Annotated in this window: 23 protein-coding genes and 1 tRNA gene; 12 read left to right on the top strand and 12 right to left on the bottom strand. The window is 71.0% G+C overall.

Features of this window, described 5'->3' with window-relative positions:
- Positions 1–169: 169 nt before the first annotated feature.
- A complete protein-coding gene (locus EKD16_RS23030) occupies positions 170–547 on the bottom strand; it encodes a MerR family transcriptional regulator (RefSeq protein WP_131101329.1) in 378 nt (125 codons plus the stop codon).
- Positions 548–622: 75 nt separating this feature from the next.
- Here EKD16_RS23030 and EKD16_RS23025 point away from each other — a divergent pair, with 75 nt between their 5' ends.
- Entirely contained in the window at positions 623–1,351 is a 729-nt protein-coding gene (locus EKD16_RS23025; protein ID WP_131101327.1) for an SDR family oxidoreductase, read from the top strand.
- Positions 1,352–1,574: 223 nt separating this feature from the next.
- Here EKD16_RS23025 and EKD16_RS23015 read toward each other — a convergent pair whose 3' ends face one another.
- Together EKD16_RS23015 and EKD16_RS23010 are read right to left on the bottom strand one after the other, a co-directional pair.
- Positions 1,575–2,348, bottom strand: a complete 774-nt coding sequence (locus EKD16_RS23015; RefSeq protein ID WP_242677134.1) for a site-specific integrase — start codon at positions 2,346–2,348, stop codon at positions 1,575–1,577.
- Positions 2,349–2,375: 27 nt separating this feature from the next.
- A tRNA-Gly gene (locus tag EKD16_RS23010) sits at positions 2,376–2,446 on the bottom strand.
- Between the two features lie 141 nt (positions 2,447–2,587).
- On the opposite strand from EKD16_RS23010, the gene dcd reads away from it, so the two are divergent.
- The gene (gene dcd, locus EKD16_RS23005) at positions 2,588–3,184 is read left to right on the top strand and encodes a dCTP deaminase (protein ID WP_131101325.1); all 597 of its coding nucleotides are present in this window, start codon (positions 2,588–2,590) and stop codon (positions 3,182–3,184) included.
- 47 nt (positions 3,185–3,231) lie between these two features.
- Here dcd and EKD16_RS23000 read toward each other — a convergent pair whose 3' ends face one another.
- Both EKD16_RS23000 and EKD16_RS22995 read right to left on the bottom strand, forming a co-directional pair.
- On the bottom strand, positions 3,232–4,236 hold the full coding sequence (locus EKD16_RS23000) for an SDR family NAD(P)-dependent oxidoreductase (RefSeq protein WP_131101323.1): 1,005 nt from the start codon (positions 4,234–4,236) through the stop codon (positions 3,232–3,234).
- A gap of 66 nt (positions 4,237–4,302) precedes the next feature.
- Complete coding sequence (locus EKD16_RS22995) at positions 4,303–4,956, bottom strand: rhomboid family intramembrane serine protease (RefSeq protein ID WP_131101321.1); 654 nt, start codon at positions 4,954–4,956, stop codon at positions 4,303–4,305.
- 543 nt (positions 4,957–5,499) lie between these two features.
- Between EKD16_RS22995 and EKD16_RS22990 the strand changes: the two genes are divergently transcribed.
- The 3 genes from EKD16_RS22990 to EKD16_RS22980 all read left to right on the top strand — a co-directional run bounded on the left by EKD16_RS22990 (position 5,500) and on the right by EKD16_RS22980 (position 9,123).
- The gene (locus EKD16_RS22990) at positions 5,500–6,858 is read left to right on the top strand and encodes a quaternary amine ABC transporter ATP-binding protein (RefSeq protein ID WP_394347359.1); all 1,359 of its coding nucleotides are present in this window, start codon (positions 5,500–5,502) and stop codon (positions 6,856–6,858) included.
- On the top strand, positions 6,855–8,096 hold the full coding sequence (locus EKD16_RS22985) for an ABC transporter permease (RefSeq protein WP_394347296.1): 1,242 nt from the start codon (positions 6,855–6,857) through the stop codon (positions 8,094–8,096). Before EKD16_RS22990 ends, EKD16_RS22985 begins: the two co-directional genes overlap by 4 nt.
- 73 nt (positions 8,097–8,169) lie before the next feature.
- Entirely contained in the window at positions 8,170–9,123 is a 954-nt protein-coding gene (locus EKD16_RS22980; protein ID WP_242677133.1) for a glycine betaine ABC transporter substrate-binding protein, read from the top strand.
- 176 nt (positions 9,124–9,299) lie between these two features.
- Here the strand turns inward: EKD16_RS22980 and EKD16_RS22975 are convergent, their stop codons facing one another.
- Both EKD16_RS22975 and EKD16_RS22970 read right to left on the bottom strand, forming a co-directional pair.
- Positions 9,300–9,812: a hypothetical protein gene (locus EKD16_RS22975; RefSeq protein WP_131101317.1), complete on the bottom strand. Its 513-nt coding sequence runs from the start codon at positions 9,810–9,812 to the stop codon at positions 9,300–9,302.
- A gap of 347 nt (positions 9,813–10,159) precedes the next feature.
- Positions 10,160–11,107 (bottom strand): alpha/beta hydrolase family protein, encoded by a 948-nt coding sequence (locus EKD16_RS22970; protein ID WP_131101315.1) that lies wholly within the window; start codon positions 11,105–11,107, stop codon positions 10,160–10,162.
- A 608-nt stretch (positions 11,108–11,715) separates the two neighbouring features.
- On the opposite strand from EKD16_RS22970, the gene EKD16_RS22965 reads away from it, so the two are divergent.
- Positions 11,716–12,546, top strand: coding sequence for an SAM-dependent methyltransferase (locus EKD16_RS22965; protein WP_242677132.1), 831 nt, complete (start codon positions 11,716–11,718; stop codon positions 12,544–12,546).
- A gap of 131 nt (positions 12,547–12,677) precedes the next feature.
- Here EKD16_RS22965 and EKD16_RS22960 read toward each other — a convergent pair whose 3' ends face one another.
- A complete protein-coding gene (locus EKD16_RS22960; RefSeq protein WP_131101312.1) occupies positions 12,678–13,598 on the bottom strand; it encodes an NAD(P)-dependent oxidoreductase in 921 nt (306 codons plus the stop codon).
- Positions 13,599–13,655: 57 nt separating this feature from the next.
- Between EKD16_RS22960 and EKD16_RS22955 the strand changes: the two genes are divergently transcribed.
- Positions 13,656–14,090 carry a MerR family transcriptional regulator gene (locus EKD16_RS22955; protein ID WP_131101310.1) on the top strand — a complete coding sequence of 145 codons (435 nt, stop codon included), beginning with the start codon at positions 13,656–13,658 and terminating at the stop codon, positions 14,088–14,090.
- Between the two features lie 102 nt (positions 14,091–14,192).
- On the opposite strand, the gene EKD16_RS22950 is transcribed toward EKD16_RS22955, so the two are convergent.
- Positions 14,193–15,023 carry a pentapeptide repeat-containing protein gene (locus tag EKD16_RS22950; RefSeq protein ID WP_394347295.1) on the bottom strand — a complete coding sequence of 277 codons (831 nt, stop codon included), beginning with the start codon at positions 15,021–15,023 and terminating at the stop codon, positions 14,193–14,195.
- A gap of 245 nt (positions 15,024–15,268) precedes the next feature.
- Here EKD16_RS22950 and gdhA point away from each other — a divergent pair, with 245 nt between their 5' ends.
- Entirely contained in the window at positions 15,269–16,633 is a 1,365-nt protein-coding gene (gdhA, locus tag EKD16_RS22945) for an NADP-specific glutamate dehydrogenase (RefSeq protein ID WP_131101308.1), read from the top strand.
- A 275-nt stretch (positions 16,634–16,908) separates the two neighbouring features.
- Positions 16,909–17,556: a hypothetical protein gene (locus EKD16_RS22940; RefSeq protein WP_131101306.1), complete on the top strand. Its 648-nt coding sequence runs from the start codon at positions 16,909–16,911 to the stop codon at positions 17,554–17,556.
- A 360-nt stretch (positions 17,557–17,916) separates the two neighbouring features.
- Here EKD16_RS22940 and EKD16_RS22935 read toward each other — a convergent pair whose 3' ends face one another.
- Complete coding sequence (locus tag EKD16_RS22935; RefSeq protein WP_131101304.1) at positions 17,917–18,642, bottom strand: AMIN-like domain-containing (lipo)protein; 726 nt, start codon at positions 18,640–18,642, stop codon at positions 17,917–17,919.
- 300 nt (positions 18,643–18,942) lie between these two features.
- Entirely contained in the window at positions 18,943–19,764 is an 822-nt protein-coding gene (locus EKD16_RS22930) for an SDR family NAD(P)-dependent oxidoreductase (RefSeq protein ID WP_131101302.1), read from the bottom strand.
- A 74-nt stretch (positions 19,765–19,838) separates the two neighbouring features.
- On the opposite strand from EKD16_RS22930, the gene EKD16_RS22925 reads away from it, so the two are divergent.
- Positions 19,839–20,447, top strand: a complete 609-nt coding sequence (locus tag EKD16_RS22925) for a TetR/AcrR family transcriptional regulator (RefSeq protein WP_131101300.1) — start codon at positions 19,839–19,841, stop codon at positions 20,445–20,447.
- Positions 20,448–20,666: 219 nt separating this feature from the next.
- Here the strand turns inward: EKD16_RS22925 and EKD16_RS22920 are convergent, their stop codons facing one another.
- Positions 20,667–21,650: a LysR family transcriptional regulator gene (locus EKD16_RS22920; RefSeq protein ID WP_131101298.1), complete on the bottom strand. Its 984-nt coding sequence runs from the start codon at positions 21,648–21,650 to the stop codon at positions 20,667–20,669.
- Positions 21,651–21,748: 98 nt separating this feature from the next.
- On the opposite strand from EKD16_RS22920, the gene EKD16_RS22915 reads away from it, so the two are divergent.
- Together EKD16_RS22915 and EKD16_RS22910 are read left to right on the top strand one after the other, a co-directional pair.
- Positions 21,749–22,612, top strand: a complete 864-nt coding sequence (locus EKD16_RS22915) for an alpha/beta hydrolase (RefSeq protein WP_131101296.1) — start codon at positions 21,749–21,751, stop codon at positions 22,610–22,612.
- A 53-nt stretch (positions 22,613–22,665) separates the two neighbouring features.
- On the top strand, positions 22,666–24,009 hold the full coding sequence (locus tag EKD16_RS22910) for an MFS transporter (protein WP_131101295.1): 1,344 nt from the start codon (positions 22,666–22,668) through the stop codon (positions 24,007–24,009).
- Positions 24,010–24,303 lie beyond the last annotated feature (294 nt).

Here is a 24,303-nt window from a genome sequence, read left to right as displayed (position 1 = left end):
ACGATGGACCCTACCCGGGGGTGAGCCGCGCCAAGTACGTCGACCGCGACATGCTGGAAGAGACCTTCCGGCGGCGCAGCGCCTACATGCTGGAGCACGGCCTGCACGTGTGGGTGGGCGAGTTCGGCCCCGTCTACACCGGCGACCCGGCGATGCGGTCCGTCCGCGCTTACGGGTGCGTGTCCGTGATCCCGATGACCTCGTCGAGGCGGTCCAGGGCGTCCTGCAGGCCGTCGACCTTGGCCTGGATGCGAGCGCGTTCGGCGTGCAGCATCGCCCGCTGCTCGGCGTCGGTGTGTCCGGAGTCCCAGCACGGAAGGAGTTCGGCGATCCTTCGGCTGGTCAGGCCGGCGGCGTACATCTGCTGGATGAAGCGCACCAGGGTGACGGCGTCCTGCCGGTAGATGCGCTGGCCGGATGGGCTGCGCTCCGCGGTGAGCAGTCCCTGCTGCTCGTAGTAGCGCAGGGCGCGTACCGAGACGCCGGCGGCACGTGCCACCTCCCCGATGCGGAGCAGTCGCCCGGCCGCGGTCTCCGTGACGGTCATGGTGATGCCTCTCACTCCAGCCCTGACGACCAGCACTTGCCTCTGACGCCGACGTCAGGTTTTAGCGTACCGGGCATGGACATCAACGACTCAGTCGCCCTCGTCACCGGAGCCAACCGCGGCCTGGGCCGCGCCATTGCCCAGCGCCTGCTCGAACGGGGCGCCCGCAAGGTCTACGCCACGGCCCGCCGGCCGGAGACCGTGGACCTGACCGGCGTCGAGGTGCTGGCGCTCGACATCACCGATCCCGCATCCGTGAGCGCCGCCGCCGCGGCCGCTCCGGACGTCTCACTGCTCGTCAACAACGCGGGGATCCAGACGGGGGCCGACCTGGTGGCCGGTTCGCAGGACGCGGTGCGGCGCGAACTGGAGACCAACATGTTCGGGCATTTGGGAATGATCCGGGAGTTCGCGCCGACGCTCGCGACGAACGGCGGGGGCGCGATCGTGAACGTCCTCTCCGCCATGTCGTGGTTCGGGGCCAAGGGCGCAGGCGCCTACCACCTGACCAAGGCCGCCGCGTGGGCCATGAGCAACTCCGTCCGCCTGGAACTCGCCGCACAGAACACGCTCGTCACGGCGGTGCACCTGGGCCTCGCCGATACCGACATGGCCGCGGGCTGGCAGGTGGACAAGATCGCGCCGTCGGACCTGGCCGACGCGGCGCTCGACGGTGTCGAGTCGGGCTCCGCCGAGGTCCTCGCCGACCGGTGGAGCCGGGACGTCAAGTCGCGGCTGCCGCTGACGCCCGAAGAGTTCAACGCCGCGATGGATCGCGCATTGGCGGCGCTGACGGCGGCCTGAGGCGGGCCTTCCCGCACACCGCCGACATACTGGGCCGCGAACCTCTGGACTGCGTCTTTGAGGGCCTTCGGACAGCGCGGCCCCGAGGCGAAGGTCCGGCGACCTCCGCGGGCTTCAGATCCCGCGGCAGTGTCGCCGGATTCGCCGGACCTGCGGACCAGCCACAGGGCTCCGCCTGCCGCCTCAGTACTGTGACTGCGCATGACCGACTCCGATAACGAAATCATCGCAGACCGCGCGACCTGCTGCAGGAGCAACATCCAGACCTCGCAGAACTGGCCATCCGCGAGGTGGAGGGCGGCTGGGGCAATCGAATGTGGCGCCTCGGGGACGAGTCGGCCGTGCGCATGCAGCGCATGGACCCTACCCCGGAGTTCCTACTGAAGGAGCGGCGGTGGCTCATGGCGGACAGCAGGTCGTCGTCCAGGTCGGTGACGAGGTGGCCGTAGCGGTCCATGGTGGTGGTGATGGACTTATGTCCCAGGCGGCGCTGGATCTTGAAGGCGTGGACGTTCTCCTCGATGAGCCAGGAGACGTGAGTGTGGCGCAGGTCGTGGATGCGGGGCCTCTTGGTCAGGCCGGCGGCTTGGGCGCGTTGGACGGCCTTGGTCCAGCGGCGGTTGTAGAAGGAGGAGTGGCGCCACCAGGCGCCCTGCTCGGTGGTGAACACGTAGTCCTCGGGATCCTTGCCCTCCAGACGCGGCTGAATTAGGGCGATGGTGCGCGGTGAGAGGGCGATGCGGCGCCGGGACTGCTTGGTCTTGGGGGCGCCGAGTGTGAAGGTGCCTGGCCCCAGGGCGTGAGGCGCTGTTTCGTCAGTGTGCCCTGGCAGTGGTCGAGCACCTCGGAGGTTCTCGTGGCCGGCGGGGTGGTTCCGTGCACCCTGGTGCACCCTCACCTCGGGCCGGATGACGGGATGGAGTCTGCACCGCAGATCCGCCCGCGCGAGGTGGTGCACCCTAAGCGCAAAAACAGCCCTGCCTGTTCGATGAATCATCGCAGGTCAGGACTGTTTTTCGTACAGAGCGGATGACGGGGATCGAACCCGCGTTATCAGCTTGGGAAGCTGAAGTTCTGCCATTGAACTACATCCGCGTCGCTGCCGACGCCCTCTGGCGTCTTCGCTGACGGGGACAGCATACCGGAACTCGGCGCCCGACGGGTAACCGGTTGGCCGGGTGGTGGCTGGGGAGGGCTGAACCGGTCGGTGCTGGTCGAGGCGGTAGGTTCTGGAGGGTGCTGCTCTCCGATCGCGACATCAGGTCTGAAATCGAGTCCGGGCGGGTCAAGATCCATCCGTACGACCCCGGGCTCGTCCAGCCGTCGAGTGTGGATGTTCGGCTGGACCGGTACTTCCGGGTGTTCGAGAACCACAAGTACCCCCACATCGACCCCGCGGTGGAGCAGCCTGCGCTGACCCGGCTGGTGGAGCCGGACGGGGACGAGCCGTTCATTCTGCATCCCGGGGAGTTCGTGCTGGCATCCACCTATGAGGTCGTGGCGCTGCCCGACGACATCGCCAGCCGGCTGGAGGGCAAGAGTTCGCTGGGGCGGCTCGGGCTGCTGACGCACTCGACGGCCGGGTTCATCGATCCCGGCTTCTCCGGGCACGTGACCCTGGAGCTGTCGAACGTGGCAACCCTGCCGATGAAGCTCTACCCGGGGATGCGCATCGGGCAGCTGTGCATGTTCCGGCTCACCTCGCCCGCGGAATTCCCGTACGGTTCGGCGCGGTACGGGTCGCGCTACCAGGGGCAGCGGGGGCCGACCCCCTCGCGGTCGTTCAAGAACTTCCGCTGGGGGATGGCTGAGGGCGGCCCCGCGCAGGTGTAGCGGCTCGACCGGGCGCTTCTACACCCGCCCCGCCTGCTCGCCCTGCGCTACCGCGCGAACGCGTCCACGCCTGTCAGCTCGGCCGACAGGTTCCACAGGCGGGCCGCCTGGTCCGGGTCGATCGCGTAGGTGCGCACTCCCGACGACGTGTGCTCGTCGCCTTCCTGCACCGGTTCGGCGATGTCGCAGTCCTCGCAGTACACGCCGCCCATGCCGGCCAGCTGCGGGGACGTCGCCGCCCACACCTGGGTGGCCGCGCCCTGCTCGGGTGTCTTGAAGTTGGGGTTGATCTGGTTGCCCTGCTCATCGATCCACCCGGCGGCCACCATCTCCTCTGCAGCGAGGTGCCGCTGCAGCGGCGTCAGGATGCCTCCCGGGTGCAGCGAGAACGCCCGTACTCCCGCGTCCTTCGCCAGGGCGTCGAGGTGGACGGCGAAGAGCACGTTGGCGGTCTTCGCCTGGCCGTAGGCCGCCCACTTGTCGTAGCCCTGCTCGAAGTGGACGTCGTCCCAGCGGATGGGGGAGCGGTGGTGCCCCCGCGACGACACCGAGACGACGCGGCCGCCCCCGCCGCCGGAGATGGCCGGCCAGAGGCGGTTGACCAGGGCGAAGTGGCCGAGGTGGTTGGTCGCGAACTGGGCCTCCCAACCCGGGCCGACGCGAGTCTCCGGGCAGGCCATGATCCCGGCGTTGTCGATGACGATGTCGGCGCTGCGGCCGGAGTCGAGGAAGTCCTCGGCGAAGCGGCGCACGCTGTCGAGGTCGGCGAGGTCGAGCTGCTCCACCTCGACGCGCTCCGCGACCTCGGCACCGGACTGCTCACCGATCCCGGCGGCGGCCTCCTCGGCGGCCGACCGGCGCCGGGCCGGTACGACGACGCGGGCTCCCGCCTCGGCGAGGGCGCGCGTGGTCTCCAGGCCGAGCCCGGAGTAGCCGCCCGTGACGATGGCGAGTCGGCCGCTGAGGTCGACTCCTTGCAAAACTTCCCCGGCGGTGGTCCCGGCGCCGAATCCCGAGCCGAGCTTGTGCTGCGGTGACTGGTTCGTTGTCATGTCGGCGATGCTAGGGACTGGAGTGCACTCCAGCTCAAGTGCGCCGTGCGCGCCGCGCCGGACCGCCTAGCGAGGGTGGCCGCCGTAACCCCCGTAGCTGCCGTATCCGCCGCGACCACCGGCGCCCGGGTAGCCGCCGTAGCCGCGATCGACCGCGCGGGAGCGCTCGCGCTTGGGCAGCACGTAGGCCGCGAACAGGCCGCCCAGGAAACCGAAGAGGTGGGCCTGCCAGGAGACGCCCTCCTGCTGGGGCAGCACTCCCCAGATGAGGGTGCCGTAGAAGATCAGGACGCAGATCATGATCACGATGTCGACCGTGCGCCGCTCGACGATCCCGCGCAGCACCGTGTAGCCGAAGTAGCCGAACACCAGACCGCTGGCACCGACGGTCAGCGCGCCCGGACCTGTCAGCAGCCATACGCCGATCCCGCTGACAGCCATCACGATGAGGGTCGTCCAGACGAATCGGCCTACGCCGCCGAACGCCACGAGCGCCCCCAGCACCAGGAACGGCACCGAATTGCTCATCAGGTGCGCGAGCCCCGCGTGCATGAACGGCGCGGTGACCAGAGTCCAGGCGTTGTCGAAGTTCCAGGCCCGCAGTCCGAACACGAGGTCGAGCCGCCCCCCGAAGAGGAAGGCGTCGATGATCTCGAGGACCCACATCGCGGCGAGCATCGCGGCGACCGTGAGGAACCCGACTATCCGTGAATGCGTCACCCCTCCGACTGTATGCGACGCACTCTCGGCCCTTCCGGAGCGGTGACGCGGCCGCCGACGACGCGTATATCAGATGTTCACGGTACTCACACGTGATCACTCCGAGCGTAGCCGTATTGAGCTGCCAAGACGCCGAAAAAGTGACACCACTCACGTTTCACGGCTATGTGGCGCAAATCACAATCGGCCTGTGTGTGCCTCCCCAAGTCTGGTGCGCACGTCGCTTTTCAGGGTTCCGCCGAAGAGTAAACGTGTTATCTCTCCGTGACGATGTCGGGGCGAGTCTTCGCAGTTCGTCGGTAAGGTTCTTATCGCCATAAATGCGACTTAAAGAGCGGTGAGGACGCGGCTACGCGCGTGGAGCACCCCGGCACGGGATGGGGGCTCCCAAGGTGCGGACAGCGAAGTCCAGTCACTGAAGGTAATCCGAACGCGCATCGCCGGGGGCGGAGAGGGGCGCCGCAGGGCGGCCCTGTTCGTCTTCCCGGAGGAGAAGTCAAAGAGGAGACCGTGCCAGCAGTACGCGCAGACAAGCTTTACAAGATTTTCGGTAGGCGGTCCGCCAGGGCCGTCGAACTGCTGGAGGACGGCCGGCACCGCGACGAGATCAAGTCGCTGAACGTCACCGCCGCTGTGGTCGACGTCTCGTTCGAGGTCCAACCCGGAGAGATCTTCGTGGTCATGGGGCTTTCCGGCTCCGGCAAGTCCACGCTGATCCGGATGCTCAACGGCCTCCTCCCGCAGACCGCCGGCTCGGTCGAGATCGGGGGGACCGACATCACCAAGCTGGGCAAGTCGGGTCTGCGGAAGCTGCGCAGCGAGAAGGTCAGCATGGTCTTCCAGCACTTCGCGCTGTTCCCGCACCGCACCGTGCTCGACAACGCCGCCTACGGCCTGGAGGTCCGCGGCGTGGCCAAGCCCGAGCGCGAGACCAAGGCCCGCGAGGCGCTGGCGATGGTCGGCCTGGACGGCTGGGAGCTGAAGGTTCCCGGCCAGCTCTCCGGCGGCATGCAGCAGCGCGTCGGCCTGGCGCGCGCCCTGGCCGCCGACACCGACCTCATCCTGATGGACGAGGCTTTCAGCGCCCTGGACCCGCTGATCCGGCGCGACATGCAGTCGCAGCTGCTGGAGCTGCAGGAGCGCCTGGGCAAGACCATCGTCTTCATCACCCACGACCTCAACGAGGCCATGCGCCTGGGTGACCGGATCTGCGTGCTGCGCGACGGCCGCGTCGCCCAGATCGGCACCGCCGAGGAGATCCTCAACGACCCGGCCAACGACTACGTGGCCCAGTTCGTCGAGGACGTCGACCGGACCCGCGTGCTCACGGCCTCGTCGGTCATGGAGGCGCCCATTCCGGTCATCGACCCCGGGCAGGGGCCGCGAACCGCGCTGCGCACCATGCGGGAGAACCAGACGACTTCGGCGTTCGTGGTCCACCGCAACCGCAAACTGGTCGGCGCCGTGCGCGAGGACGCCATCGGTGAGGCCGTGCGCAAGGACGCCAAGAACCTCGACGGAATCGTCGAGACCGGCATCGAGCGTGTGCACACCGACACCCCGGTCGCCGACATGTTCGCCCAGGCCGCCCAGAGCTCCTACCCGCTGGCCGTGATCGACGACGACGAGCGGCTCGTGGGCGTCATCCCCCGCGTCACCCTGCTGGCCGCGCTCGCCTCCACGAACGGCGGCGAGGACGGCGGGAGCACCGAGCACGGCTCGGCGGCCGGAAAGACCGGCGACTCCGCCACCGCCGGCTCCGAGCCGGCGATCGGCGCGAGCGGCAAGACCGACGCGGCCGCGGAGGACGCGGAGGCCTCGGGCGGCAAGCCGCGGAGCGCTGCGGAGACCGAGTCCGAACCGGGTGACGACGCCCCGGCCACCGAAGGGAGCCGGCAGTGAACCTCCTGTCCTTCGCGGTTCCCGTGCCGCGCATCCCCGTCGGCGAGACCTTCGACGCCGCCATCGAGTGGCTGCGCGCGAACTTCTCGGCCGTGTTCGACTTCATCGGCATGATCATCGAGACCTGTGTCGACACGCTCTTCCTGCTGTTGAGTGAGCCTTCGGCCACCCAGTTCACGCTGCTGGCCGCCGCGGTGACCGCCGGCGGGCTGCTGGCGCGCAAGCGCCACGTACCCACATTGATTGCGGTGGCGATCTGGGTCGGTTTCTATATCGCCGAATTGACGGCGGGACTGGCGGCGACGGTCGTCGGTTCGCTACCCGCCCCGCTGTTCCTGTGGGCGATGAACCTGTTCGGCTCCAGCTACGTCTATCCGCCGCTGGTGCTTGCGCTGCTGCTGCTCGCCGCGCTGGTGGCCATCAGCTTCACCGACCTGCGCGACCGCAGACAGCAGATTCTCGCCGGGGCGTCGGTCGCTGCGCTGGTGGCGGTCCTCGTCCTGCACTTCATCGTGGGTGTGCAGCTCTCCCTGATCACCGCCGCGCTGCTGGCGGCGCTGGCCTACTTCGTCGCCGGCTGGGGCGTGGCTGTGTTCGGAGTCCTGGGCTTCCTGCTGATCATCAGCATGGATAGCTGGGAGAACGCGATGAGCAGCCTGTCGCTGATCCTCGTGGCGACCCTGGTCGCCGTCGTGGTCTCGCTGCCCATCGGCGTGCTGGCCGCGCAGAGCCGCCACGTGAGCACCGCCGTCAAGCCGGTGCTGGACTTCATGCAGACGCTGCCCGCGTTCGTCTACCTGCTTCCGGCGATCGCGTTCTTCAGCATCGGCACCGTGCCCGGCGTCATCGCGACGGTCATCTTCGCGATGCCCCCCGGCGTCCGGCTGACCGAGCTGGGCATCCGCCAGGTCGACAAGGAGCTGGTGGAGGCCGGCGAAGCCTTCGGGGCGCCCGACTGGCAGATCCTGCAGCGCATCCAGCTGCCGCTGGCGCTGGCCACGATCATGGCCGGCATCAACCAGATCATCATGCTGAGCCTGTCGATGGTCGTCATCGCGGGCATGGTCGGCGCCGGCGGTCTGGGCAACGACGTCTACACCGGCATCGCCCAGGGCGACGTGCCGATCGGCTTCGAAGGCGGCATCGCCGTGGTCGTGCTGGCCATCTTCCTGGACCGGCTGACCGGTGCCGTCACCCGCTTCTCTCCCGCGGCCCGCGCACAGCGCGCGGCCGCCTGAACCCCATCCCCCGCCCTGCCGCGCCCCGCGGCGGCAGGGCCCCTGGTAACACCCGCACAAATGAGGAGGAATCGTGAGCGACCGCAAACGCTCCAGCAAGCTGATCGGAGTCGGTGCAGCGGCCGCGTCGCTGGTGCTGATGGTGAGCGCCTGCGGCGGAGGCAGTGAGGGTGGCGTGTCCACGGGCCCGACAGAAGAAGAGGGCGGCGGTGGCAAGACCATCACCATCGGCCTCATTCCGTGGGAAGAGGACATCGCGGTCACGCACCTGTGGAAGGCCGTTCTGGAGGAGAAGGGCTACACGGTCAAGCTGCAGAACGTCGACGTCGCGCCGGTCTTCGAGGGAACAGCCAACGGTGACATCGACATGTTCATGGACACCTGGCTGCCCAACACCCACGGCGAGTACTGGGAGCAGTACGGCGACAAGCTGGAGGATCTCGGCGCCTGGAACGAGGAAGCGAGCCTGGAGCTGACGGTGCCGTCCTACATGGAGGACATCAACAGCATCGAGGACCTCAAGGGCAACGCCGACACCTTCAACGGCGAGATCATCGGTATCGAGTCCGGCTCCGGTCTGGTGCAGACCACCGAGGAGGACGCGATCCCGACCTACGGTCTCGGCGATGACTACAAGCTGGTCAAGTCCTCCACCCCGGCGATGCTGGAAGAGCTCAACACCGCCATCGAGGAGGAGGAGCCGATCGTCGTGACGCTGTGGCGTCCGCACATCGTCTACTCCCAGCAGGACCTCAAGGACCTGGAGGACCCCGAGGGCGCGATGGGCGAGCCCGAGTCCATGCACACCGTCGGCCGTCCCGGCTTCAGCGAGGACTTCCCGAAGGTGTCCGACTGGATGGGCGACTTCAAGCTGAGCAGTGAGCAGATCCAGTCCCTGGAGACCCAGGTCATCCTGGAGCACGAGGGTGAGGAGACCGAGGGCGCCAAGGCCTGGCTGGCCGAGAACCCCGACTACCTCAACGAGGTCATGGGCAGCGACGCCGAGGGGCTGGACTTCAGCTCCTAAGGCGGCGACGCCTTGCGGCGCCCGCGGGCTTCGGTTTGCGGGACCGCCGCGCCTCGCGAACAACGGGCGGGCCGTGTCCGATGGGCACGGCCCGCCGTGCTGTCTGCGGGAGGCGAGGCCGGCCGCGAAGCGGCGGGCCATCGGGTGAGCCGGAGGGTAGGTGCCCGGTGTGGCCGTCAGCGCGTGCTGCGCCCCGACGTCAGCGACCGGTCGCGGGGCGGGATGCCCGCCGTGCTCATGAACGCGTCCACCTTGGCCGGCGAGGTCATCCCGGTCAGCGGCAGGTAGGGGCGGCTGGCTCGGCGCCCCTGGACCGAGGGGAACTGGCGCGGGCGCCCGGCGACATCGCACAGGCCGAGCGAGCGGGTGCGCCCCGGAAGCACGTAGTAGGAGCCGACGTCGGCGAAGGGGATGCGCACGATGTAGCGCCCGCGTGTGTAGCGGAACTCGCCGTCCTCGACCTCCAGCACGGGTACGCGCAGCCGGATGCCGTGCCCGGCGAGCGCGAGCCCGCCGAGCAGCGCCGCGACGCCCAGCGCCACCGCCGTCCAGCGCGGGGCCCCCTGCGCGGTCAGTCCGGCGACGCCGGCCGCGGCCGCGGCGGCGCCCGCGAGGGCCAGGGCGGCACCGCCCCACGTCTCCGCCCGCTTGCGGCCCATGGGGCAGGTCAACCGAACCTTCTCGGACACGGGCACGCCTCTCTCACTGACCATGGAAACGGGCTGCGGCACCCGAACCATATCGGTTTCGGAGACGCCTCTAGGGCGGTTTGCGGCGATCGCAAGTCTTGGATTCGCGCGTCCCAATCGATGCCGGCAGCCACCTCCCCGACGCCGGCCCCGGCTGTCGATCCTCGCCCTCGCACCCGTCGGCCCGCCCCGCTGCGGATCGGTCGGCGCCGACGACCCCGCCGCCTGCCCGGTGTCCGCACACGCCGATGGCGGCCGCGGGGCGCGGCCGCCATCGATCCCCGGCCCAGCGGATTGCGGCCGCGCCCGCCCGGTCCGGGTGTGCGGGCGGGCGCGGCGGGACAGCCCTAGTGCGGGCAGGTGTCGCGGTATTCGGAGATGTCCGAGCCCCAGCCGGTGCTCGGTGCGGGGCACAGGAACTGCTCGTAGCGGGTGTCGTTGTCCACGAACCGCTTCAGCCAGGAGATGCTGTACTTGGCGATCGTGGTGTTGTCCATGTTCGGCGCGAAGTGGCTCGCGCCGTCCAGTTCCAGGTACGCCTTGTCCAGCGAGCCGGACAGCGACTCGTAGAAGGGGATGGAGTGCGAGGAGACCGAGGCGATCGAGTCGTTCTCCGCACCGATGATCATCGTCGGCACCTGCACGCCGCCCCAGGTCTTGTCCAGGTTCCACGGCGTCAGCGGGATGGCCGCCTGCAGCTCGGGCCGGTCCTCGCTGATCTCCAGGGTGCCGCCGCCGCCCATGGAGTGGCCCATGGCCGCCATCCGGTCGCCGTCGACGATGTCGGAGACGTCGCTGCGGTCGGCCAGGTAATCCAGCGCGGCGCCGATCTGGCGTCCGCGGCTGGAGGGCTGGTCGTAGCGGGAGTTGGTGTCGATGGTGAAGACGACGAAGCCCTGCGAGGCCAGCCGGTCACCGATCCAGGACATGGATGTGGAGCTCGCGGTGTAGCCCGGGGCGACCACCACTCCGCCGTAGGTCTGGCTGTCGTCGGTGGGGTAGTAGATCGTGCCGCCGCCGAAACCGCTCACCAGCGAGGAGACGTCCTCGTCGGCGGTGTCGAACGGGCCGGTGGACGCCTCGATGCTGTCCTCGGTGGGATCGGGGCCGCGCTCGAAGGACTCGGCCTGGGCCGGCGCGCCGACGGCGGCGACACCGCTGAGGGCCAGTGCGAGGGCGGCGGTGACCCGCCCCGCGGTGCGGCCTGCGCTGCGCAGAGGACCGGGGGCGGCGGAGGTGGAGTCGGACGCGGCGGTCGCCTCCGGCTGCTCGGGGGCGGCATGCGAAACGAACATGGGGAATGCTTCCTTTACCTCGGGACGGGGGCGTCGCGCGGCCCGCGAGCACGGGTCCGCTGACACGGGGCCGCCGTCAGCTGCAGGGGGGATCGGGCGGCACGGGCCGGGGCGGGGTTGGGGACAGGGGGATCGGCCCCGGTGTGTCCGCCGACTGTTGGGGGACGTCGGTGCCCGCCGGCGCGGAAAGCGTCTGCGGGGCACGGATGTAACTATCCGCAATCGGGGCGTTACGGCATATCCGTGGAACCACCAGTATCGAGAGGTCCGCAGGTCACGGGCGTGAATCGGGGTGCCGCCGACCGCCGCGCGGCCGGCGACCCGTGGCGGGGACCCGGGTGTGGCGCTGGGAGCCGCGGCATCGCCCAACCCGGCCCCGCGGCCGGGCTCCATGCCGAAAGCCGACCGCGGCGTCAGGATCGGCGCGCGTCCGGTGCGCACCCAGGGGCACCGGATAGCGGCGGGCGCAGGCCCGCACTCCCCCCGCCCCCGGCCCCTGGCGTCCACAGCACTGGCATCGACTGATGCGAAGACCGCTTACAGGCGGCATCATCGGGCTGTACGGGGATCCGGCACGGTGTCGGCACCCGCCACCTACGGAGGAAAACGTGCCCCACAACGACTCCGCGGCCGCGTCCGACCGCGTGCCCGCCCCCGAGACGACGCTGGACACCTCCGTGCCGCACTCGGCGCGCGTGTGGAACTACTGGCTGGGCGGCAAGGACAACTACGCGGCCGATCGCGCGGCCGGCGACCGGTTCCTTGAGGTCTTCCCCGGGATGGCGAAAGGGGCGCGCGCATCACGGGCGTTCCTCGCGCGCACCGTCCGCTACCTGGCGGGCGAGGCCGGAATCCGCCAGTTCCTCGACATCGGCACCGGCCTACCCACCGTCGACAACACCCACGAGGTCGCCCAGTCCGTCGCGCCCGAAACCCGCATCGTCTACGTCGACAACGACCCGCTCGTGCTCGTCCACGCGCGCGCCCTGCTCACCAGCACTCCCGAAGGCGCCACCGACTACGTCGAGGCCGACCTGCGCGACCCCGAGACCATTCTGCGCGCAGCCGACGCGACCCTGGACCTCTCTCAGCCCGTCGCACTCATGCTGATGGGCATCCTCGGCCACATCGCCGACTACGACGAAGCCCGCGGCATCGTCCGCCGCCTCATGGCGGCGCTGCCCTCCGGCAGCCACCTGACCGTAAACGACGGCACCAACGTTCTCAGCGAGGCCAACTCCGAAGCCCACCGGCAGTACAACGAGAGCGGCGCGGTGCCTTACATCCAGCGCACCCCGGAAGAGATCGGCGGCTTCTTCGAAGGACTGGAACTCGTCGAGCCCGGGGTGGTCTCGGTCACCCGCTGGCGCCCTGACCCCACCCCCTTCGGCGAGCCGCCCGAGGTCGACGGATTCGGAGCGGTGGCACGCAAGGCCTGATCCCGCGAACGGGGCCGGACGCCCAGCGCCGAAGCGCTTCGCCCGCGGCCCCCGCCGACCTGCGGGGGCCGCCCGCGCACGCCGCGGCCCCCCGGTGGAGCCGGGCCGATCCAGCGCCTCTCAAACGGGACTCAGCCCACCCCGGCGGGTTCTGCGGCCAGCACCTCCGTCATGTGTGCCCATCCCGCCTGGCCCCTGCCGTCTTCCACGGCGCGCCGGGCGGCGGCCTGGGCGGCCCGCATCAGGGCTGAGTCGATGCCGCGTGCCTCGGCCGCATCTGCGATGTGGGCCATGCTCGCGGCGGCCGAGGCGATCGCGGCGTCGTCGCCGGGTGCCCGGCCGGCGTCGACATCGGCCGCGGTCGCGGGGATGATGTCCTCCATTAGTTCCGAGATTCCCACGGCGAACGGCGCCAGCTCGCTCGCCGCCACCCCCTCGGCTCGGGCGAGGGCGAACGCGTGCGCCATGCCGCTCATCGCGCTCCAGAAGAGGTCCAGCAGCGCAAGGTCGTAGGTGGCCGCGCGTCCGTGGTCGGCGCCCAGGTGCGTGGCGGTGCCGCCGAGCGCCGCCAGCTCGGGCCGGTGTCGGTCGTAGAGATCGCCCGGGCCGCTGTAAAGGTAGACCGCAGAGGGCCCGCCGACGGTCCCGGCGGGGCTCATGACCGCACCGTCCAGGTAGTCGATGCCGCGGGCGGCGGCCCACTCGGCCATCGCGCGGGCGCGCTCGGGGGTATCGGCGGTCAGGTTGAGCAGCGTGCGCCCGCGGAGCGCATCGGCGGCGGGCGCGAGGATCTGCTCGGCGGCGTCGTAGTCGAGCACGCATACCACGACGAGACCTGCGGCCTCGGCGGCCGCGGCCGGTGTGGCGGCGTGCGCGGCGCCGAGGTCGGCGAGGGCCTCGGCCTTGGCCGGGGAGCGGTTCCATACGGTCGTGGGGTGGCCGGCCCGCAGGAACGCGCTCGCCAGGGCCCGGCCCATCGGGCCCAGACCCAGCACCGTTACCGGTGCGGGCGCGGCGAAGTGGGCGGATTCGTCGGATCGCTGAGCTGTCATGCGGTTACGCTAAAGCTTCAGGCCGACCTGAGAGTCAAGCGTTGTGCGGGAGGTCGCGTGCGTATCGGAGAACTTTCACGCCGCACCGGGGTCAGCGGTCCGGCCCTGCGGTACTACGAGGAGCAGGGGCTGCTGCATCCGCGGCGCCGCAGCAGCGGATACCGCGAGTACAGCGAGTCCGACGTCGCTGCGGTGGGGCACATCCGCATGCTGCTCGCGGCTGGGCTGGGAACCGGCGTCATCGCCGAGGTACTGCCCTGCATGGCCTCCGACGGCGGGTATCTGGCGCCGGGGTGTCCGGAGATAACCGAGGTGCTGGTCGCCGAGCGCGAGCGCATCAGCGGCGCGATCACCGCGTTGGACGCCGCACGCCAGGCTCTGGAGGGGATCATCACCGCCCCCGTGCCGGAGGACGCGGACGCGCTGTGCGACGCGGACGCAGGAGGCGCGCCCGCCGAGCAGTCGTCCGCCGAACGGGCCGGGGCGGGCTGACGCGGCAGGCGCGGGCGGATGATCGTGCCCTCGTTCCCGGATCGAGTGCCGTGATCCGCAAGACTGCCCGGGCCGTTTCGGCAGCGGCCAGGGCCGCCGCCCCTACCAGTGGTCCGGCCGCTCCAGTGGCGCAGGCAGGCGGGTGGCGGCGTCGCCGCGGGCGGCGTTGGCCTGGGGTTGGGTGAGGAAGAGCGCCCCGGTGAGGTCGGCCCCGGCCAGCCGCGCGTCACGCAGATCCGCCCCGAGCAGGTCCGCGCGGCGCAGGTCGGCGCCGCGCAGGTCGGCCGCGATGAGGTAGGCCCCCCGCAGGTCCGCGCCGCGCAGGTCGGCGCCGCGCAGCTTCGCTCCCATCAGGTCCGCTCCGGCGCGGTCGCGGCCGGGTTCCGGCTCGCGCGCGAGCGCACTGGCGCGCCGCAGCAGCGGCTTCGCGCTCTCCCGCAGCGCCGACGGGTCCGCGGCCGCCAACTCCGCTGCGTCGGCGCGCGCCAGTCGCTCCGCTTCCTGCTGTACCTCCCGCAGGTGGGCGTCGATCGGCGCCGAGGTGGCCAGGCCGCGCGCCTCGTCCAGGTACCACAGCAGCTCGTGCAGTTGGCGCATCACCGCGAAGGCGCCGAACATGGAGCGGGCGGTGCCGGCGTCCTCGCGCCAGGACCGCCCCTCGAACGTCACCTGCGAGACCTGCTGCCCGGCGCCGAAGCAGTCGAACACCGAGCATCCGCGGTATCCCTTGTCGCGCAGCCGGGCGTGGATGCCGCACCCGTAGTCCTGCTGCAGGTGGGTGCAGGGCTGCCCGGCTGCCTTGTCCACCGGGAAGTCCGCCGAGACCGAGAACGGCAGCGCGGCGCAGCACAGCCCGAAGCACGAGGAGCAATCGGCCCGCAGCCGCAACCGCCGACGCCCGTCGGCCGCGGGTGCCTGGGGATCGTGCACCACCGCGCCTGCCGCCTTCCCGTTCGTGGATGGCCTGCCGACCGGTACGCCGCGGGGCGGCGGCCCGGTTCCGCGAACCAGTCTAGGTTCGGCGGCGAGGCCGGCGCGCCGACACGCACTCGGCGCGTGCGCGGGGCGGAGGTCGGACCCGTTGGCGGCGGTGGCACCATGGCAGGAGCGGTGTCCGAATCCGGGTGGGCGGCTCCCGGCGGCACGTGCGTGGCCGACGAAGAAGGAAGAGCAGAGATATGACGGCGCAATCCCCGAACGGCGACGGCCTGCGGCTGACCGCCAAGGTCTTCTCCGACATCGAGCGGCGCGACGCCGACCAGCCCGAGTTCCGCCAGGCTGTGCACGAGGTGCTGGAGTCGTTGGAGCCCGCCCTCGAGCGGCACGCCGACTACATCGACGACCGGGTGCTGGAGCGGTTGTGCGAGCCGGAGCGCCAGATCATCTTCCGGGTGCCCTGGACCGACGACGCCGGGGACATCCGGGTCAACCGCGGGTTCCGGGTGGAGTTCAACTCGGCGCTGGGCCCCTACAAGGGCGGGCTGCGGTTCCACCCGTCGGTGGACTTGGGCATCGTCAAGTTCCTCGGCTTCGAGCAGACGTTCAAGAACGCGCTGACCGGACTGCCGATCGGCGGCGGCAAGGGCGGCTCCGACTTCGATCCCAAGGGCCGCTCCGACGCCGAGGTGATGCGCTTCTGCCAGTCCTTCATGACCGAGCTGCACCGCCACCTCGGCGAGTACACCGACGTGCCCGCGGGCGACGTGGGCGTCGGCCGCCGCGAGATCGGCTACCTGTTCGGCCAGTACAAGCGGATCACCAACCGCTACGAGTCCGGTGTGCTCACCGGCAAGGGGCTGAACTGGGGCGGTTCGCAGGTGCGGACCGAGGCCACCGGCTACGGCACCGTGTACTTCGTCCGCGAGATGCTGCGCTCCCGCGGGGAGGACCTCGACGGCAGGCGCGTCGTCGTTTCCGGCTCCGGCAACGTGGCGATCTACGCCGCGCAGAAGGCCGCCGAACTGGGCGCGACCGTCGTCGCGCTGTCGGACTCCGGGGGCTATGTAGTCGACGATTCCGGTATCGACCTGGACGCGGTCCGCGACATCAAGGAGGCGCGGTCGGGGCGGATCAAGGAATACCTGGACCGGCACAACAGGGCCAGGTACGTCGACGGTGGCAATATCTGGGACGTGCCCTGCGAAATCGCACTGCCCTGCGCCACCCAGAACGAGCTGGACCGGACCGCGGCCGAGACGCTGGTGCGCAACGGCCTCGTGGCGGTCGGCGAGGGCGCGAACATGCCGACCACGCCCGAGGCGGTCAAGGTCTTCAGCGACGCGGGGGTGCGGTTCGGACCGGGCAAGGCGGCCAACGCCGGCGGCGTGGCCACCTCCGGGCTTGAGATGCAGCAGAACGCGTCCCGCGACTCCTGGCACTTCGACTACACCGACAAGCGGCTCTCCGACATCATGGCCGACATCCACACCATGTGCAGCGAGACCGCCGAAGCCTACGGCGCCCCCGGCAACTACGTGCTGGGCGCCAACATCGCCGGCTTCATCAAGGTCGCCGACACCATGCGCGACCTCGGCGTGATCTGAGTTCGCCGCGCGGTCCGCCCGTCTTCGGACCGGCCCTCGCCGCACCTGACCGGATGCGGACACGGAATCGATGCCGCCTCCTGGCCGTCCACCGGGGCACCGGCCCTTTCCCCAGGTGCCCCGCCCGGCGCCGCCGCAGCGGCGCCGGGCGGCGCGGACGCCCGCCGTTATGACAGCAGGCGGAAACTGCGGAAGAATCACCGCGGTCAGCGTGAATCGTCCCGTTTCGGACATTCCACTCGCCTGCGACCCCTGAAAGCTGAACAATGACCCCGGTGACAATTCTCGTGTGCTCGCGCGCCGCCAGGATCTCGGCGCTGGCCGCCGCGTCCCCTCTGCTGCTCGCCGCATGCGGCCCCGACCTCGACTCCATGCGTTCAGGGCCCATCCCCGAGGAGGCGCCGAGGCTGGCCGAGGCCGATCTCGCACCGGAGCCGGGCGACGAATCGCCCTTCGCCGAACGGGTCGAGTGGAGCATCGTCGAATCCACCAGCCGCTTCGCGCGGACCTCCGACCCGGAGGCGAAGGCCCGGTGCCCGGAGTTCAGCACTCGCGAGGACTCCGAGATCGTGTGCACCGTCGTCTTCCACGGGGCCGAGGCGAAATGGGACGTCACCATCGACGGAGGCGAATTCACGGTCTCCTCGCAGATGGTTCCGCGCGGCCGCCAGGTGGTGCGCGAGACCGCCGAGAACCTGCTCCGCCATGAGATGGACACCGAAACCGTGCGCTGCGACATGGACAAGGTGCACGTGGTCCCCGTCGACGGCGGCGAGGACAAGGCGGTCACCTGCGAATGGGGCCGCGACGAGGACAGTTGGAAGACCTCGGAGCGCCAGGGCACCGTTCGGATCCAGACGTCGTCCCCGGCGGCCGGACTCGGCAGCGGCGAGGAGTTCTGGTTCGCCGACGCAGAGGGGTAGAAGCGCGGTGCACGCGGCTTCCGGAGGCCGGCGCCGGGTTCGTCGGCGCGCGCCCCTGCGCGACCCTGTGGCCCGGAAACCGGCGGCCGGACCCCCTCGGGGCGGCCGTGAAGGGCCCGCCGACTCTGTTACTAAGGTAGCGGCTGTGGGTCCGCGACGGCCCGCGGATGGTACTGACAGGCATGTACACGCCCGGCGCAGAGCAGTTGTTCCCCATCCTCCTCCGGTTCGCCGCTCAGCAGGGCCTTCCGGCGAAGCCGCCGAAGCGGTAGGCGTACGACGGCCGGCGGGAGCGGGGACCACGCCCACCGCTCCCGCCCCGCCGAGCGGGGGTCGGTGCCGACGGCGGCGGACCCGCGGTCAGTTCGGGCTGTGGGCGATGTCGACGACCACGGTGCGCACGTCGCGGTCCTCGTCGAGCCGGGCGAAGGCGCGGAACGGCAGCTTCTCCCGCGCGCCGAGGGCGACGGTGGTCTGGCCCTCGAAGGAACCGGCGAAGCGGACGGAGCGCAGCGAACCCCAGTCGGCGAGCCCGTCCTCGGGGACGAAGTGCTCACCGACCGACGCCAGCGGCTCCTGGTCGGTGCCGCCGCCCGGCGTCCCCTGAGCCGGCGAGCGCACGATCATGCGCAGCGCGGCGTTCCCGGCGACCGGAACGGGCTTGCCGGAGCCCTGGGCCTTCACCTCGGGGACATAGCTCACGTCGAAGCCGGTCGCAGCGGTGCCGTGGACGTCGACGACCACCCGGTCGAAGCACTCGTGGCGGCCCGCGCGCACATCGCGGACGGGGGCGCCCGAGCTGCCGGGGTCGACATCGGCGCTCAGCGTCCAGCTTTCGGTGATCCCGCAGGAGGCGGAGGCGCCGTCGTCGTTCCCGTCGCCACCGCCGCCGTCGCCGCTGCCCCCGTTCCCGCCCGGAGCGTCGTCAGCCGGCGTGGTGGGGACCTGCGTGGCGGTGGACGTCGGCGAGGCGCCGGGACCGTCGGCCGTTCCCGTGCCGTCCGGCGAGTCCGGGGCGGCCGCGCCGCCGCAGGACGTCAGAAGCAGCGCGAGCGCGGGGAGACTGGCAAGTGCGGACTTGCGCATCGGGTGGCTCACCCTTTCGCTGTCGGCGCCGTGTGCTCTGGTGAATATGCCGAAGGGCTACCCGACCGCTCCGGGGCGCATGCCCGACAAGACCGTTACCACCGCACCGCGCCGACGCAAGAAGGTGCCGTCCGCGAAGACATGGAACGGACCACTCCGCCGCGCGGCCCGGGACACCTGCGACGCGGCGGAGGCCGGCGGGTGTGATGGCGCGTGGGAAATCCCAGCCTCCGAAGCCGGGAGGGCACCGTCAGCCTTCAGCGGCGCGAGCGGTCTCGGCGCGTGCTTCGGCCTACCCGCTCACGTTCCGACGGGACGCCGCTTACTCATCAGACCGGCCGACCCCGCCAGCCGCGCCGTGACCAGAACAGTGGTCTTCCGGTTGAAGAGCCGTGCCAGCCCTGCGGAAACGGCGGTGCTCGCGCGTGAAACCGTGCTCGGTACGGACCTGCTCCGATCGAGGGCACGTACCAACGCCCGCGCGACCTCGTCCGGGGTCTGGAAATCGCTGCCGTAGCCTTCCGTGCCGATCCTCTGGAAGAACTCCGAGCGGGTGAGACCCGGCGAGAACGCCATGGTGCGCAGCCCGCTCCCGCGCGTCTCCCACCACAGCGCCTCGGTGAAGTTCAGCACGAACGCCTTGCTCGCCGCGTAGACGGCCATGCCCGGGATCGGGCCATAAGCCGCCGCGCTCGCGATGTTCACCAGGTATCCGCCCTCCGCCCGGTTCAGCCGATCGATGAACGCTCGGGTGATGTCCACAAGGGCGGTGACGTTGAGTGCGAGCAGCGTTTCGAGTTCGTCCGGGTCCTGATCGGCGAAGGCTCCGTCCGCACCTATCCCCGCATTGTTGATCAAGCTGGTTACGCGGATGCCTCGGCGGTCCATCTCGGCGGCCAGGTCCCGGCCCGTTCCGGGACGACCGAGGTCGGCGGACACGGTTTCGACCTGAACGCCGTGCGCCCCGCGGAGTTCGGCAGCCACAGCCTCCAGTCGTTCGACGCGGCGTGCAACGAGGACCAGGGCGGTCCCGCGTTCGGCGAGTCGGCGGGCCAGATCGGCCCCGATCCCGGAGCTGGCGCCGGTGATGAGCGTGGTCTGGGAGGAATGATCGATAGTCATGGCAGCACCTTATGCCAACTTGTCACCGAGTGCCACAAACGGCACTAAGCGACTTCTTCTTATAGGCTGAGCCCGTGAACAGTGGAGAAGCCAAGCCCCGTCTGCGAGAACGCACACGCCGTGCGATCCACCGGGAGATCGCCGAGACCGGCATGTCCCTCTTCCTCGAGCACGGCTTCGAGGAGACCACCGTCGATCAGATCGCCGAGGCTGCCGGGATCTCCCGGCGTTCGTTCTTCCGCTACTTCGCCACCAAAGAGGACGTCGTCCTGGGCGGCCTGATCGACCGAGGACACCGCGTCCGTTCCGCACTGGCCGAGCGCCCTCCCGAGGAAGAACCCTGGATCGCGGTCCGTGCCTCGCTTCTGGCGCTGCGCGACGAAGCTTGGGCCGGCACCGAGGTAGACCTGCGCATCGCCCGGATGCTGTTCCAGGCGCCATCCCTGCGCGCACGCCACCTGGAAAAGCACCTCGCTTGGCAGGACATGCTCGTGCCCGAACTCACCCGACGATTGCGCGCCGCGGCCGACATCGACGAAAAGCGCGCCACCCACCACGCCGCCGCGATCATCGCCACCGCCCTGACCTGCCTCGACGTCGCCACCGAGGCATGGGTACAGCGCAACGGCACCGTTTCGCTGGAAGACCTTTGGGACGAGGCCGTCACTGCCGTCAGGTCGTGACACCGGCCCGCAGGCGCGCCCGACGCGTGCCGTCCCCCGCGTGCGCAGGCACACAGGCGACCTATCGGGTGCTGTGTGGCCGCGACGCGCTCGCTGGCTGCCGTCTGCTCATCAGCTGCTCGCCCCGCTGCACCTGAATCTCCGTTCGTTCGCCAAAGCGGTCGCCTAGCGGCCCGGCCGCCGGCCGCGCCTGCTGACAGCGCGTCGGCGCCGCTGCGCTCAGCGATCCTTCCCGGGTCCGGCTTCACGCAGGGGCGGCTCGCGGTCGGACGGAGCGCTGTGGTCCAGCCGCCGGTCGAGGGCGTCGCCGACGTCCGGGCAGTCGGCCCGGATCGTGTCCAAGAACGCCTCCAGCACGCGGGAGCGGTCGTCGGCGCGGAACGACAGGGTCAGGTCGGGCAGCCGGGTACGCGGCGACACGTCGCACATCCAGACGTCCGGCCGCGCGTTCAGCCGCATGCGCGAGGGGCCCAGGCCCACGCCGACTCCGCACGCCGCCAGGCCGGCGATGGTGTGGACATCCCTGGCGACCGTGGCGGCTTCCAGCGTCCAGGAATCGGGGCCGAGCAGCCGGCGCAGCCCGATGGCGATGGCCGGCTCGTCCTCGCCCGGCGCGACGATGAGCTGCTGATTCCGCAACTGCTCCGGCGCGACCGTCCGCTGCCCCGCGTAGGCGTGGGTGCGCGCCACCACGGCCACCAGGTGATCGCGGCCGATGGTGACCGAAACCAGCGACTCCGCACCCGTTCCGCGCGGCGGCCCCAGCCCGACGGCCACGTCCAATTCGCCCGTGACCAGTGCGGCGGTGCTCCGGCTCGTCGCCATCTCGTGCAGCACCAGGCGCACGTCGGGTCGCTGCGTCCCGAACCGGCTCAACACGGCGGGCAGCGGGTCCAGCAGCGCGGAGGCGACGAACCCCAGGCTCAGCCGCCCCGTCTCGCCGCGGTCCGCACGCGCGGCGTCGATCGCGGCGGCCGACGCCTCGGCCAGCGACCGGCGCGCCCTGGCGATGAACGCCTCGCCCGCGGCCGTGGGGACGACGCCCCGCGCGGTGCGGTCGAACAGCCGGGCGCCGACCTCGCGTTCCAGCGCCGCGATCTGCTTGGACAGCGGCGGCTGCGCGATCCCGACGGTCGCCGCGGCGCGGCGGAAACTCCGGTGGTCGGCGAGCGCCACCGCGTAGCGCAGGTGCCGCGCCTCCATGGCGACTCCCCTCCTCCAGCGATACCTCTAAGATATCGTTCGCCGCACAGGTAGATATACACGTACATAGCCGACGCCATCGCCAGTGGAATACGGGCATGCCTTCCACAGCCGCACCGATGGATACGCTGTTCGTTCTCGTCCACGGCGCCTGGCACGGCGCCGCCCACTGGGGACCCGCACAGCGCTCGCTCGCCGCACTCGGCGCGCCCAGCGTCGCCCTCGACCTGCCCGGCCACGGGTTCGCCGCCCCACTGCCCAGCGGCTACTTCGCCGCGAATCAACCGGGAATGCGCACGGAGAGATCACAGGCGGCCGGGGTGTCGATGGACGAGTGCGCCGACACGGTGCTGGAGACGCTGCGGCCGGTGCGCGGGCGCGCTCGCACCGTCGTCCTGGTCGCCCACAGCGCCGGGGGCGGGCCCGCGTCCCTCGCCGCGGAACGCGCCCCCGAACTGGTCGACCGCATCGTCTACCTGTCCGCGTTCGTCCCGGCCGGGCGCCCTCGCTTCTACGACTACCTGTCCGCGCCCGAAAACGCCGGCGCACTCGGCGGCGGCCTGCCGGTCGCCGACCCCGACGAAGTCGGCGCCGTGCGGATCAACCCCGTCTCCACCGACCCCGCCTACGTCGCGGAGCTGCGCCGGACCCATTACCACGACATGCCCGCCGACCGCTTCGACCGGTGGCGGACGACCCTGAGCCCCGACCTGCCCATGGCCATCCCGTCGAGCCCGGTCACCCTGACGCCCCAGGGCTGGGGACGCATCCCGCGCACGTTCCTGCGCTGCGCCGGCGACCGGTCGCTGCCGACCGAAACCCAGGACCTGATGATCGCCGAGGCCGACGCCGGGTTCCCCGCCAACCCGTTCGCGGTCCGGACGCTTGCGGGAAGCCACAGCCCGTTCGCCGCGCGCCCCGGCGAGTTGGCCGCGGCGCTCACCGCCGACCGGTCCGCGTGAACGCCGCACGCCCGCCGGCACCCCGGGCCGCCGGTTCCGCCGAATCGAAGCTCGTGCTGCCCGTCGTGCTCGGTGCCACCTTCGTGCAGCTGCTCAGCGTGACGATCGCGCAGGTGGCCGCCCCGGCGATCCAGCGCGGTCTGGACGCCGGGCCGGGCGAGGTGCAACTCTTGCTCGCCGGCTACACCCTCACCTACGCGTGCCTGCTGATCACCGCCGCGCGGCTCGGCGACCGCTACGGCTACCGCCGCCTGTTCGCCGTCGGCACGGCCGTCTTCGCGCTCGCCTCCGCAGCGTGCGCGTTCGCGCCTACAGCGGCCGCGCTGATCGCGGCTCGCCTCGTGCAGGGCGCGGGCAGCGGGCTCGTCGCCCCCCAGGTCCTCTCCATCATCCAGACGGCCGTTCCCACCGGTCGGCGGGCCCACGCGCTGGGTCTGTACGGGGCGACGATGGGGGTCGCCTCACTCGCCGGCCCACTGCTGGGCGGGCTGCTGCTCGGCGCGGACCTGCTGGGGCTGGGCTGGCGGACGGTCTTTCTGGCGAACGTTCCGGTGGCGCTGGCAGCGCTGGCGGGGGCACGGGCGCTGCCGCGGTCGCGTCCGGCCCCTGGGCTGCGGATCGACGCGGTCGGCGCGATACTCGCTACGGCCGGGTTCGGGATGCTGATCCTCCCGCTCGCTCTCGGTCCGAACGCGGGATGGCCGCCGTGGACCCTGGTCAGCCTCGGCGGCAGCGCGTTGGTGCTGGCGTGCTTCGCCGCGTCGCAGCGCCGCGGCGCGGCCCCGCTGATCCATCCCGCCGCCCTGCGCGCGCGGACCGCGCGATCGGGCATCCTGCTGGTCTTCGTCTTCAACGCCGGGGTGCCGTCGTTCACCTTCCTGCTGCTCCTGCACCTCCAGCAGGCCGCGGGCTATTCCGCACTGGCGGCCGCCGCACTGTCGACGCCCTTCGCCGCCGCGGCCGTCGTCGGCAGCCGGTGCGCCCCGGTCCTGGCCCGTCGCCACGGCTCGCGGCTGCTGACGGCGTCGGCGCTGGTGCTGGCGGCGGTCATGGCCGGTCTCGCCCCTCTGCTCGGCACCGCGTCGGCCCTCGGGGCGGCGCCGCTGCTGGCTGCGGGCGGCGCGGCATTCGGAGTCTTCACCGCCTCGGTGTTCTCCCTGGTGCTGGCGCGCACGAGCGCGGAGACAACCGGGTCGCTCTCCGGGCTGCTGCCCACCGCGCAGCAGCTCGGCGGGTCCATCGGCATCACGCTGGCATCCCTCGCCTACCTCGCGCCCGCCGCGGACTCCGGCGGCGCATTCTGGCACGCGATGCTGTACCAGACCGGGGTCTTCACACTCACGGCCGTGATCAGCCTGCGGTTGGGCCGCGAAAGCTCCTCCCCGACCGGCCCCTGAAGGCCGGTGCCCCAGCGAGAACATCGACTTCGACGCCTTCGACGCGCCCGCCGTCGTGCTCCCGCACGGGGCGGGGTTCAGCTGATTCTAGCGAGGAGCCCCGGCTCTGCAGAGCCGGGAGGAATCGCTTCTCATCACGGCCCTGCCCCGAATACGAGCACGCCTGCGGATTTCGGCGTTCGGCCCCTATCGGGGCGGCGGTGATCGTAGGATCGCCGCTGTGAAGCTCGTCGTGCAGGTCAAACTGGTGCCCGATGCCGCACAGGCGTCCGCGCTGTCAGCGACCCTGCGCAC

The sequence above is a fragment of the Streptomonospora litoralis genome (assembly GCF_004323735.1).
In the GTDB taxonomy this organism is placed as follows: Bacteria; Actinomycetota; Actinomycetes; order Streptosporangiales; family Streptosporangiaceae; genus Streptomonospora; species Streptomonospora litoralis.
Note: the sequence above shows the minus strand (reverse complement) of the source record. Positions and strands in the feature narration are given on the sequence as shown.

What these genes read in the sequence shown, in the direction of transcription:
- EKD16_RS22960 (WP_131101312.1), bottom strand. Translation starts at nt 13,598, where the DNA reads ATGACAGCTCAGCGATCCGACGAATCCGCCCACTTCGCCGCGCCCGCA.
- EKD16_RS22920 (WP_131101298.1), bottom strand. Translation starts at nt 21,650, where the DNA reads ATGGAGGCGCGGCACCTGCGCTACGCGGTGGCGCTCGCCGACCACCGG.
- EKD16_RS22935 (WP_131101304.1), bottom strand. Translation starts at nt 18,642, where the DNA reads ATGCGCAAGTCCGCACTTGCCAGTCTCCCCGCGCTCGCGCTGCTTCTG.
- EKD16_RS23000 (WP_131101323.1), bottom strand. Translation starts at nt 4,236, where the DNA reads ATGACAACGAACCAGTCACCGCAGCACAAGCTCGGCTCGGGATTCGGC.
- EKD16_RS23015 (WP_242677134.1), bottom strand. Translation starts at nt 2,348, where the DNA reads ATGATTCATCGAACAGGCAGGGCTGTTTTTGCGCTTAGGGTGCACCAC.
- EKD16_RS22930 (WP_131101302.1), bottom strand. Translation starts at nt 19,764, where the DNA reads ATGACTATCGATCATTCCTCCCAGACCACGCTCATCACCGGCGCCAGC.
- EKD16_RS23025 (WP_131101327.1), top strand. Translation starts at nt 623, where the DNA reads ATGGACATCAACGACTCAGTCGCCCTCGTCACCGGAGCCAACCGCGGC.
- EKD16_RS22915 (WP_131101296.1), top strand. Translation starts at nt 21,749, where the DNA reads ATGCCTTCCACAGCCGCACCGATGGATACGCTGTTCGTTCTCGTCCAC.
- EKD16_RS22970 (WP_131101315.1), bottom strand. Translation starts at nt 11,107, where the DNA reads ATGTTCGTTTCGCATGCCGCCCCCGAGCAGCCGGAGGCGACCGCCGCG.
- gdhA (WP_131101308.1), top strand. Translation starts at nt 15,269, where the DNA reads ATGACGGCGCAATCCCCGAACGGCGACGGCCTGCGGCTGACCGCCAAG.
- EKD16_RS23030 (WP_131101329.1), bottom strand. Translation starts at nt 547, where the DNA reads ATGACCGTCACGGAGACCGCGGCCGGGCGACTGCTCCGCATCGGGGAG.